This is a genomic window from Alkalibacterium gilvum (assembly GCF_900109085.1).
GTDB classification, from domain to species: domain Bacteria; phylum Bacillota; class Bacilli; order Lactobacillales; family Carnobacteriaceae_A; genus Alkalibacterium; species Alkalibacterium gilvum.
In genome coordinates this window covers 20822-32905 of sequence record NZ_FNYW01000008.1, presented here as the reverse complement: position 1 = coordinate 32905, position 12084 = coordinate 20822, and the positions used below count along the sequence as shown (strand labels likewise).

General features: G+C 37.3%; 10 protein-coding genes. 2 read left to right on the top strand and 8 right to left on the bottom strand.

The features are described 5' to 3' along the window. Positions 1 to 3: 3 nt before the first annotated feature. The 3 genes from pth to BMX83_RS03880 form a co-directional block, all read right to left on the bottom strand. Positions 4 to 564, bottom strand: coding sequence for an aminoacyl-tRNA hydrolase (gene pth / locus BMX83_RS03890; protein WP_091633651.1), 561 nt, complete (start codon positions 562 to 564; stop codon positions 4 to 6). 174 nt (positions 565 to 738) lie between these two features. Further along, positions 739 to 1140, bottom strand: coding sequence for a BRcat domain-containing protein (locus tag BMX83_RS03885; RefSeq protein WP_091633649.1), 402 nt, complete (start codon positions 1138 to 1140; stop codon positions 739 to 741). Between the two features lie 142 nt (positions 1141 to 1282). Then, the gene (locus BMX83_RS03880) at positions 1283 to 1774 is read right to left on the bottom strand and encodes a hypothetical protein (RefSeq protein WP_091633647.1); all 492 of its coding nucleotides are present in this window, start codon (positions 1772 to 1774) and stop codon (positions 1283 to 1285) included. Positions 1775 to 2138: 364 nt separating this feature from the next. Between BMX83_RS03880 and glmS the strand changes: the two genes are divergently transcribed. Further along, positions 2139 to 3947 (top strand): glutamine--fructose-6-phosphate transaminase (isomerizing), encoded by a 1809-nt coding sequence (gene glmS / locus BMX83_RS03875; RefSeq protein ID WP_091633644.1) that lies wholly within the window; start codon positions 2139 to 2141, stop codon positions 3945 to 3947. A 101-nt stretch (positions 3948 to 4048) separates the two neighbouring features. On the opposite strand, the gene aspD is transcribed toward glmS, so the two are convergent. Further along, a complete protein-coding gene (aspD, locus tag BMX83_RS03870) occupies positions 4049 to 5629 on the bottom strand; it encodes an aspartate 4-decarboxylase (RefSeq protein WP_091633641.1) in 1581 nt (526 codons plus the stop codon). A 211-nt stretch (positions 5630 to 5840) separates the two neighbouring features. Beyond that, complete coding sequence (locus tag BMX83_RS03865) at positions 5841 to 7805, bottom strand: alpha/beta hydrolase family protein (protein WP_091633638.1); 1965 nt, start codon at positions 7803 to 7805, stop codon at positions 5841 to 5843. A gap of 173 nt (positions 7806 to 7978) precedes the next feature. On the opposite strand from BMX83_RS03865, the gene BMX83_RS03860 reads away from it, so the two are divergent. Further along, positions 7979 to 8968, top strand: coding sequence for an L-lactate dehydrogenase (locus BMX83_RS03860; RefSeq protein ID WP_091633636.1), 990 nt, complete (start codon positions 7979 to 7981; stop codon positions 8966 to 8968). Between the two features lie 75 nt (positions 8969 to 9043). Here the strand turns inward: BMX83_RS03860 and BMX83_RS03855 are convergent, their stop codons facing one another. The 3 genes from BMX83_RS03855 to glmU form a co-directional block, all read right to left on the bottom strand. Beyond that, complete coding sequence (locus tag BMX83_RS03855) at positions 9044 to 9487, bottom strand: NusG domain II-containing protein (protein ID WP_091633633.1); 444 nt, start codon at positions 9485 to 9487, stop codon at positions 9044 to 9046. A gap of 114 nt (positions 9488 to 9601) precedes the next feature. Beyond that, positions 9602 to 10594, bottom strand: a complete 993-nt coding sequence (locus BMX83_RS03850; RefSeq protein ID WP_091633630.1) for a ribose-phosphate diphosphokinase — start codon at positions 10592 to 10594, stop codon at positions 9602 to 9604. A 107-nt stretch (positions 10595 to 10701) separates the two neighbouring features. After that, positions 10702 to 12075 carry a bifunctional UDP-N-acetylglucosamine diphosphorylase/glucosamine-1-phosphate N-acetyltransferase GlmU gene (glmU, locus tag BMX83_RS03845; RefSeq protein ID WP_091633627.1) on the bottom strand — a complete coding sequence of 458 codons (1374 nt, stop codon included), beginning with the start codon at positions 12073 to 12075 and terminating at the stop codon, positions 10702 to 10704. Positions 12076 to 12084: the final 9 nt, after the last annotated feature.

Below are 12084 nucleotides of genomic sequence, written 5' to 3'. Positions count from 1 at the left end.
TAATTAATTAAATCGTGTCATTGTATCAATGTAGGTTTGTCCTTCAACCCAATACATCGCCGCATCTGCAGCTCTTTTCACTGCAAACAACATATTTTCATTTTCAGATTTATGAAAGGGACTCAACACGTGTGAAATGACTGTTTGATTTTCAAAGGGACGTCCAATACCGATACGTAAACGATTAAAATTCTTTGTTCCCATGTGGTCAATAATACTCTTTATACCGTTATGTCCACCGGCCCCACCTTTTTGTCTTAATCTTATTTTTCCTGTGGGAAGATCCATGTCATCATAGACAACAGCAATGTCTTCATCAGATAAATTATAATAATCCAGCCATTGTCTCACTGAGCGTCCTGAATCATTCATATAAGTCTGCGGTTTAATTAATAGAACTTTTTCTCCCTTAACTATTCCTTCTGCATATACTGATTCAAATTTTGAGCGATTAAATACCCAGCCATTTTGAAATGCAATCTCATCTAGCGCTATAAAACCTATATTATGTTTTGTTTCCTTATACTTTCCACCGGGGTTCCCTAAACCTATGATTAATTTCATGATTGTCTCCTTAATTGTTATGTTGGATTATGTAGAAAATTTATTTGAATTGTCTTTTTAATCCTTTATCTTAAATGCTCTTGAACACACAAAAAAGCTGAACGGTTACGTCCAGTCTTTTTTATTATTCTGTTATTATAACATAATTTTAATTGTTGCCCTATAAAGTGGACTCTAAGTTTTTTTGATGAATTTATTTTTACATGACGGGCAAGTAACACGTACTTTTTTTCTGCCCCGAGGGATTCTTATTTTTTGCTTACAGTTTGGACACTTTGTTATCTTGAAAGCTTTTCTTTGAAACCATCGATTCCTATACTTTCTAAATCTAGATAAAATAACTTGCTTGAAATCAATATATTTTTTTAATTCTTTTAATCGGTTATTTTTTTCCTTTGACACAACACGAAGGCCACCAAAGGAAATTAAAGCCAAGGCTAGGATATTCAAAATAAATCCATCGGTAAAGTTACTGAAAATACTCGTTATCAGTCCCGCTAAGATTAAAACCTTTGATAATTCATCATAACCATAGCGTCCTCTCATGTAAAACATCAATTTACTGACCCATTGCATCCTAATCATTCCTTCATTTCTTTATATTTATGTTTGTAATCCTTCAATCTATAGTAGCACTATACCAAACGAGTATTAAGAAATAGTGAAGAAAAAGTCAAAGAATTCCCCTTTTGGAATCCTTTGACTTTTCTATTTCAATTTATTCTGCTTGAGAGCTTTCTATAATAACATCTTCGTGTCTAACCAATTCTTCTGAATCAGCTTCGTCTCCAATTTCCCATAAATCTTCATCAGAAACGCCAATTTCAAAGTTTTGTTCAGCATCTGTTTCACTTACTGTAAATGTAAATTCATTTTCAGTAAGTTCAGGTTTTTCAAAAACAATCCCATCTTCAATAACGAAAGCATACACCTTTTCAACATCGTCTTGTGGTGTTGCCTTACCATTCACAGTGGCTTCACCGTCTGTTGGAGTGAAGGTATACCCATCTGGTGACCAATTACCGCCTATGATTTCTAAACCAACGGATGATGTATAATCTAGATCACTATCGATGCCGTCAATAACGTCACTCGCACTATCCCCAGTTTCTTCAGCGTTTTCTTTCACGTCTGATACGTCGTCACTCTCACACGCTGCCAGCGCAAATGATGAAACAGCGAGTAAACCCACCATTTTTTTATAAGTCATTTTCAATAATTCCTCCTGTATGTTTATACCATTATTACAATGTGTTAAACATTTTTCATTTTCGATGCTATCATACCACAATTACAATGAGTCTACAATTATATTGAGTTATATCTGACAGCTAAAAAACCGTCACGTGTTCGTCCGTTTATAAGCGCTCAAATCATTGGCTTACTTGACTATTAGCGCATTCACGTGTATCATTATCTTGTTATACTCATTTAATATGTTAGCTTTTTTTCTCTCGTAAGTTGATTTTAATTAATGTTATTATAATAATTCCTTTTTACTATTGTGGGTTTATATTATGATATCAAATCCAATTCATTTGATTTTTCAAAATTTCTGAAAGGTGGAAAATATTATGTGTGGCATTGTAGGTTATATCGGAGCAAAAGACTCCAAGGAAATACTCTTAAACGGTTTAGAAAAACTAGAATACCGTGGTTATGATTCAGCAGGTATTTATGTTTTAAAAAAAGCAGAAGAGGGTTATTTATTCAAAGAAAAAGGAAGAATGGCTGCTCTACGTGAGAAAGTTGATGATTCAGTAAAGGCAACTGCCGGTATTGGACATACACGTTGGGCAACACACGGCGCTCCAAGTGTACGTAATGCGCATCCGCACCAGTCTGTTAGCGAACGTTTCACGATTGTTCATAATGGTGTGATTGAAAACTATCAAGAGATTAAAGATGCTTACTTATCTGACGTCGAACAAAAAAGTGATACAGATACAGAAATTATCGTGCAACTTATTTCTTGGTTTGTAGAATCTGAGGACTTGGAAACCATTGATGCCTTTAAAAAAGCCATTGTTGCTTTAGAAGGGTCTTATGCTATCGCTCTTATGGATAATCAAAATCCAGATGTCATCTATGCAGCTAAAAATAAGAGCCCGCTTTTACTTGGTAAAGGAGATGGCTTCAACGTTATATGTAGTGATGCTATGGCAATGATTAAAGAAACAAATCAATTCGTTGAGTTGATGGACAAGGAAATCGCTACGGTAACACGTGAATCACTAATCATTGAAGACTTCACTGGTGAAAAAATTAAGCGCGCGCCCTATACAGCTGAAATTGATTCAGATGATTTTGAAAAAGGAACCTATCCTTATTACATGTTGAAAGAAATTGATGAACAACCCGCTGTCATGCGTAAACTTTTATTGAAGTATCAGGATGAAAATAATAATCTGACGGTTGATCAAGCTATCGTAGACGCCATGCTTGAATCTGACCGTGTCTATATCATTGCGGCGGGAACAAGCTATAATGGTGGCCTTGTTGGGAAAGAACTTATTGAAAAAATGACTCATATTCCAACTGAAGTACATGTTTCAAGTGAATTCGGGTATAACACTCCCATTCTTTCTGAGAAGCCATTCTTTATCTTTTTATCTCAAAGTGGTGAAACAGCCGACAGTCGTCAAGTGCTCGTTAAAACAAACGCGCTTGGCCACCCATCGTTGACTGTAACAAATGTGGCTGGCTCAACCCTGTCTCGCGAATCCAATTTCACATTACTCCTGAATGCAGGCCCTGAAATCGCTGTTGCTTCAACGAAAGCTTACACAGCACAAATTGCGGTTCTAGCCATTTTAAGTGAAGTTATTGGTATAGAAAAAGGGCTCATTAATAAAGGGACCATGCTTCATGATATCGGTATTGCGGCTAATGCGATTCAAGCTATTATCGACGATAAAGAAAAAATAGAATCTCTTGCCTCAGATTACTTAAGTACTTCTCGTAATGCGTTTTATATCGGGCGTGGCATGGATTATCATGTTGCTTTAGAAGCAGCTCTTAAGTTGAAAGAAATTTCTTATATTCAAACTGAAGGCTTTGCTGCTGGCGAGTTGAAACACGGAACCATTGCCTTAATTGAAGAGGATACTCCCGTGATCGCACTTGTGACCGAGAAAAGAGTTGCTGGACACACACGTGGTAACTTGCAAGAAACAAAAGCACGCGGCGCACATGCAATGGTTATTTCAATGGAAGGTCTCGACCGTCCGGAAGACCAAATCGTCATTCCCCATGTTAATCCCTTATTATCAGCCTTGGTTAGTGTTATTCCAACACAGTTACTCGCCTATTACTGCAGTTTACACCGTGGTAATGATGTGGATAAACCAAGGAACCTGGCTAAATCAGTTACAGTAGAATAATTTATCAGTAAAACTTACTGACATAAAAAGACTCCCTTCGTTGCAATCAGAAAATGCATACACATTTTTTTGATTATGCTACAGAGGGAGTCTTTTTTTATTTAGTCATTTTTCCAGTTCGTGTATAACCGATCCATCATATTAGATACACGTGAGCCTATTTCTCTATAGGCCTCTGTTTTTAAATTCGCTAGTGACACACGAACAGTCCACTTGCTTGAACCAAATGCTTCAGCTTTTAAAAGCATGAGTCGTTCTTCTTCAACCAATTTAGCTACGATATCCGTCATTGTCCATGTCTCTTGTACAAAAGTCTTGAAATTTGAACCATAGCGCTTTTCAATCCACCAATCAAAGTCAATTTCACAGTAATAGGCAGTATTCAAACTTTTATAAGGTCTGGACATTTCCAATGACTCATATAAAAGCTCGCCTCTTTTTTGACAAATAGCCATGACTTCTTTCTTGTACTCATCTTCCTTATCCAGTAGCGCATAAAGACTAAACAAGGTCATCATTACTTGCTGGGGTGCGGACAAGCCTGCTGCATGATTTAATGCAACGGATCGGCTATCTGCTACTAGGCGATCAATGAAGTTTAATCGTTCCGGTTCTGACGTTAAAGAACCATAACGTTCATGTAAGGCTAATTTTTTTGAACTGGGTAATTCATGAAGTCGTTTATCAAAGACATTATTTTTAGCCAACGCAATTGTTCCAACACGCCATCCCGTTGCTCCAAAGTATTTGGAATACGAGTAAATACAAGCCGTATTATATGGCATAGCTGTAAATAAAGAAGTGAAGTCTTCTAAAAACGTGCCATAAACATCATCGGAAAGAATCATCAAATTGGGGTTATCTGTTTTAACAATATCTTTCAACTGTTCAATTGATTCATCGTAAATTGCATTTGCCGTTGGATTACTTGGATTAACCACAAAGACCGCCTTAATTTCATCATTTCTCAAACGGTCTAGCTCCGCTTTAGGAAACTGATAACTTCTCTGTCCATCAATTTCCATTAGCTCTGATCGAATATATTCTACATCAAAATCATATTCTGGCAGTTCCGGTATCTCCATATATGGTGCAAAGGTTGGAACCATTAGAGCAATTTTATCATGCTTTTCGAGCAAGTGATTATTTACAAGTGAATTAAAGGTATAAACAATTCCCGCTGTGCCACCTTCAACTGCAAAAATATCAAACGGCTCTGTTTTTGCATTAAATAGTTCATGATGGAGGTATTGTTTTATCGGCTGCTCACATGCGTTCAGTACGCGTTCAGGATAGGGGTAATTATCTCCTATACTATAATCAAGCATTTGCGTAAGCCATTCTTCTCTATCCATACCTAATAGGTGTGAACCCTTTTCCCAGATTTCTTCTAAAAGTGTTGCTCCAGGAGACTCTTTGCTTTTTATAAAGGCCTCAAACCGAGTGACTTGGCCGTTTCCTTTTTTGATCATTGTCCCAATCGATTCTTTTTCTTTAAGCATCGTTTCTTTCGTTGAAAATTCGCCTAATAGAAAATAAGCTTCCCTTGGAATAGGTGCTGTCCAGTTGGGGTTACCCCTTCCAGCATTGAGCCATTGTTTACTTGTGTTTTGCTTGGTCATTCTGCTTTCAAGATAAAGATTTAATTCAAAAGGGCTTAAACTTTCCAGATTTTGTGTCAAGGTTACACTCCTATAGTGTTTTTTCGTTTATTTGTATATGTCGTAATCGTTAGTGAGTATAACAGATAGTTTCTATTTAACAAAGGTTATCGTCTTCTACTTATCAGAATTTTATACTTTTCTCATTTATTTATAAAAAAAGGTGCAGTGCCTCCGTCCGAATCTTTCAAATCCATCTGATTCAGAGCAGAAAACACTACACCGTCTATTTTTATTGGTATTTTTCAAACCATGCGTTTATTTCATTCATTCTGTACATTCTTAAATGAGGTAGGCCAGAACGTGATAAGCCATGGCTGGATTTTGGATAGAGAATCATTTTGGTGTCCACTTTCTGTTTCTTCATTGCCGTATACATTTGTTCTCCTTGTTCCTTAGGACAACGCAGGTCTTCTTCGCCATGCATTACAAGCAGAGGTGTTTTAATATTATCAGCATAAGCAAGGGGGGACATTTCCCACAAGGCCTTTGCATCTTTCAACTCTTTTTGAAGTTGATATTCGACAAAGAATGCGCCGACATCACTTGTTCCGTAAAAACTAAGCCAGTTTGAAATGCATCGCTGTGTTATGGCGGCTTTAAATCGATCAGTGTGCCCGATGACCCAGTTAGTCATAAACCCGCCGTAACTTCCCCCAGCTACAAAGACTCGCTCTTTATCAATCTCCGGATGCTTTTCTAGAACATAATCTGTGCCTAGCATCAAATCCTGATAGTCTTTATTTCCGTAATCACCTAAGATTGAGGCCACAAAATCTTGTCCGTAACTATTTCCGCCACGTGGGTTTATCATGATGACACCATACCCAGAACTTGCAAGCTGTTGCATTTCATGAAAGAATGTTTCCCCGTAACACACCTGAGGTCCACCATGTATATAAAGTATAGCAGGGTGCTCCTTTTTATCTTGTGTCGGTTTCACGTACCACCCTTCAATATCCCAGTTATCTGCTCCCTTAAACCAGAATCGCTCAACACAAGCATATGCATGCGTGCTTGAGAATGCTTCATTTGGATCATATAAAACATCTATCTCTCCACTTTCAATATCTAAAGATGCAAGGACACTTGGCGTATTCAAATCTGAATAGGTCACGACAAATTTGTTTTTCTCAATCAAATCGCCATCAGTTAAATGGGCATATGCGTCAAATATCTTTATGTTGTTTCCTTCGATATCCCCATGATATAACTGGAGTTTCCCTTCCACAGAAACGGGATATACAAAGGTCTCATCAGTCAACCAACACACAGGAAATCCCTTTGTTTTTTGTTGGAAGTCGCCAATAAGAGCATCCCCGACATGCTTATCCTCTTTTGACAATTCTATAAATGTTTGTTTTTCACGGTCCCAACCAAAAACTTTGTCCAAGGTTACAAACGCATGGGAAAAATCATTACCTGTAAATAAGAAAAATGTTTCGTTTTCATTTGCTGCCTCAAAAGAGAAACTTCCTTTGGGTATATCTTTTGTAATCAACTGTGATTCCTTTAAATTTATATCATATTCATAGACACTCGCTCCGTACACCCATTCATCTTCTGGATCAAGTTTATCAATATACAGTAAGAAACGTTCATCTTTGGAAACATATTGAAGTTTAAATGGGCGATCCTTTTCAATGACAACTGCCTCTTTTTTACTTTCAACATCTAACTTTTTTACTTGGTAATTTTTATCATTAGGTAAATGGCCTTGTCCATCCATTTTATACTGTAATTTTGTAATGGTTTTAGCTTCAACTTTTTTTGTTTCTGATGCCTCTTTTTCTTCTTCCTGATTTTGTTTCTCTATTTTTACAGAGGTCTGATAATAAATTGATGCACTATTATCTGTCCATTCATAAGTACTTATCCCTGTTTTTTCTTCCGTTAAAGGAGTAGCTCCTCCACCTTTTAAGGGCATAATACAGATTTGAGCCTTCTTTTCTTTTGGAGCTGATAAGAAACTCAACCATTTTTTATTTGGGCTAACTTTAAGTTGGGATGGACTCATGTCTTCGCTGACCCATTTTGTACGCTCACGGGTCTCTTTATCCAATCCCCATACTGATGTAAGATAAGTATTTTCATCTTTATCTGTCCGTGTTTCAAGATAAAAAAAGCGATCCTCCACGGATATTGGCTGAGACACATTTTTCAATTCAAATAAACTTTCACTTGTTATTGGCTTCAATTGTACATCTCCATTCAAAGGTTAGTATATCGTTAAAAATATATTATCATTTTCCCATTTATAATAGGTTTAGTCAATTATTGCATGATTGTGAATTGTTGAATTTTCTTCAATATATTTGTCTATATTAGAGGTTAATTATGCTATACTATTATTAGTTAAAAAGGAAAGGGATGTATGAGATGAAAGAGAAAGACAAACGTCAAAAGATTATTTTAATTGGGGACGGTGCAGTTGGCTCAAGCTTTGCCTATGCCATATTAAATCAAAACATTGGTCATGAACTTGGTATCATCGATGTAAATCGAGAAAAGGTAGAAGGTGATGTCATGGACCTAAACAGTGCCTTGGCTTTCACATCTCCAAAGAAAATTTATGTTGCAGACTACGAAGATTGTCATGATGCAGATCTTGTTGTTTTCACAGCCGGTGCCTCTCAAAAGCCAGGAGAAACACGTTTAGATTTAACTGAGAAGAATCTTCGTATCACTAAATCAGTTGTAGAAAATGTAATGAAAAGTGGCTTTGACGGTGTCTTTTTAGTTGCTGCGAATCCAGTAGACATACTCACCTATGCTGTTTACAAATTATCTGGCCTTCCTTCTCATAAAGTCATTGGAACAGGAACGTCCCTTGACAGCGCACGTTTCCGCCATGCCATAGCAAATTTACTGGATGTCGATGTGCGTAATGTTCATGGATACATCATTGGAGAGCATGGTGATACCGAGTTCCCAGTCTGGTCACATGCTAACGTAGCCGGCTTGCATATAAATGAATGGCTAAGTAATAATCCTCAAACGGATCAAGAGGCCCTTGTGGAAATATTCTTCTCTGTAAGGGATGCGGCTTATGAAATCATTCAGAAAAAAGGAGCCACTTTCTATGGTATTGGTGCTTCCCTTGCGCGTATTACACGTGCAATTTTAAACAATGAACAAGCTGTTCTACCTCTTTCAGTTTATCTTGAAGGAGAATATGGCCAAAATAACATATATATTGGCTCTCCTGCCATTGTTAATAGTAATGGTCTTAAAAAAGTTGTAGAAATCCCCTTGAATGATTCCGAAAAAGAAAAAATGGATTACTCTGTTAATACTATACGAAAACATTTAAAAGAAGTACTTGAAAAAAATCCTGATCTAGGTTTCACAATTGATTAATTTTACTCATATATTTTAAAAAAAGAGCAGCAGACTTTGTAATAATAACAAAGCCTGCTGCTTTTATACATATATTTACATCGGTATAATGATATCGTCCTCTTGGTCAATTTTCTCTCCATCAGGCGATTCTGCATGGATTTCAATAATCAATTCATGCGGTAAGACGACAGCCGTTTCACCAGGCTGGCTAATCCAACCGCGTCTGACTCCCAATTGATCGGGACTGTTGTCTTCTTTATTTCGGATACGAGTCCCATCCACTTCAATGATATTGTACTGTTTTTTTGAAGGCTTTAAAGTGAATTCTTCATGTGGCGTCTCTTCACTTAATTCTACACTATAAACTTCTTCGCCTGAAATACTCACTGTAGCAATGATTTGCGCATCTTCATCAATCTGACTCAACTGCATACCGTACACCACATGTGGAAGAAAAGAGCCTAGCATAAGAGTGACAATAATGATGACATCCAGTGGTTTAGTGTTTCTTAAATGATACTTTAGCTTGTCAAACATGACGCTATACTCCTTCCTTGAAGTGACAATATGCATTCAAGATGAACTGAATACTTCTTCTTGAAATAGCCTATCAAAAATACTGGGACTTAGTACAGAAAGAACTACTAGCCTTTATTCATCATCTTTGACATAACCTTTGAATTGTTTTTCGAATAACGGAGACACTGAACGGTTTTCGTGAATACGTTTGATTGCATGTCCCATTAACTCTCCAACACTAACCTGTACGATTTTATCAATATGTTTTTCTCCCGGGAGCATGATTGAGTCTGTAACAATCATCTTCTTGATAGGTGATTCTTCTATTCTCTTGATGGCAGGACCTGAGAAAACGGGATGTGTGCCACAAGCGTAAACCTCTTTGGCTCCTTTTTCCATTAAGGCATCAGCAGCTAAGGTTATCGTTCCTGCTGTATCTATCAAGTCATCAATCAATACGGCTGTTTTCCCTTCTACATTACCAACAATATTCATCACTTGGGCGACATTTGCTTTAGGTCGACGCTTATCAATAATCGCAATCGGTGATTTTAAAAATTCTGCGAGTTTACGTGCGCGTGTCACACCACCATGATCAGGTGAGACAACAACAGTATTTTCACCGCATAACCCCTTATCTAAGAACCAGTTGGCTAGCAAAGAGGCCCCCAATAAATGATCCACAGGTATATCAAAGAACCCTTGAATCTGGGATGCATGTAAATCAAGAGAAAGCATACGGTCAGCGCCTGCTTTTTCAATCATGTTTGCTACCAATTTAGCAGTAATCGGTTCTCTTGAACGGGCTTTTCTATCTTGTCTGGCATAGCCATAATAAGGCATAACAATATTAACTGTTTTTGCACTCGCGCGTTTTAATGCATCAATCATAATCAGAACTTCCATTAGATTATCATTCGTCGGTGCTGACGTAGATTGGACTACATACACATGGTCTCCTCGAATACTTTCCTCAATGTTGATACGAATTTCTCCATCACTGAATTTTGTTACAGAAACCTCACCCAGCTCTACACCTATATCTTGAGCGATTTTTTCAGCAAGGGGCTGATTAGAACTCAGTGCAAAGATTTTTAATTTTGGATCAGAATATTGTTCAGACATGTCGGCCTCCATCATTTTTATTCTTTTATTTATATACTATCAGTTTATGCCTAAGAGCAAAATAAATCAACTACAGAATCTATAGTTCCTTTTCTTTTTTAAGGATTTCACTCCTTGTTTCTGCTTTTTTTGTGATAATCTAACTTATTAGTCTGGCGAGAACGTGCAATGGCTAATGACTCCGCAGGCACATTATCGGTTATTGTAGAACCAGCAGCAACATACGTATTTTCTTCGATATCTACTGGCGCAATTAAATTTGCATTACAGCCGATAAATGAGTTATCCCCCACATTAATATGATGTTTATTTTTACCATCATAATTAACAAAAACCGTTCCACATCCTAAATTGATATTCTTGCCTAATGTGGCATCTCCTACGTAAGTTAAGTGCCCTACTTTAGTTTCTTCACCAATCGTTGCTTTTTTAATTTCAACATAGTTGCCAATGTGTGCCGCTTCTTTAATAATAGACTCAGGTCTCAAGTGACTGTTAGGCCCAATATCGCTATGATTTTCCATCACAGACCCTTCTATTAACGAACTTTTCACTTGGACATCTGAATGAATAGTGCTATCAACAATAATAGAGTGTGCCCCAATCATACAATCTTCTCCGATAATTGTCTTACCTTTCAAGTAAACACCTGGCTCAATAACCGTATCTTGGCCGATTTTTACATCTCGCTCAATATAAGTCTGATCAGGATCAATCATCGTGACACCATTTCTCATATGTTGTTCATTAATACGATTTTTCATTAATCTATTTGCTTTTGAGAGAGCCACACGATCATTGACTCCTAAGGCTTCTTCCTTGTGAGTTAATTGGTAAGCAGAAACAAGCTCTTGCTTATCTTTAAGTATTTCTATAACATCCGGTAAATAATATTCACCTTGTACGTTGTCATTACCAACTTGATTCAAGGCTTTGAAAAGCATTTGATTATCAAAACAATACGTTCCTGTATTAATTTCTTTAACAGCTTGCTCTTTTTCAGATGCATCTTTTTGCTCTACTATTTTGAGTACAGTTCCATCCTCATCTCGGATCACACGTCCATATCCAAACGGATCATCCGCATGGGCTGTTAGAACGGTCGCTTTGGCCCCGTTGCTTTCATGATGTTTCATAAGACCTTCTAACGTTTCTTCTGTAAGCAGAGGAGTGTCACCACAAATAACCAAGGTCGTTCCCTCTTCATTTTTAAGAAGTGGTTCTGCCTGTAATACAGCATGCGCCGTCCCTAACTGTTCTTTTTGCAAGACGTATTCACTTTTATCACCTAGACATTCCTGTACTGTCTCAGCTCCTACGCCCGTGACCGTGACAATATTATCTATATTGGCTGCTTTAGCTTGATCAACAACGTGCTCCACCATCGGCTTCCCCATAACGGGATGCATTACTTTATATAATTTAGACTTCATTCGTGTGCCCTGTCCTGCTGCAAGTACCACTGCAAATCTTTTTGTCATTGTTTGTCT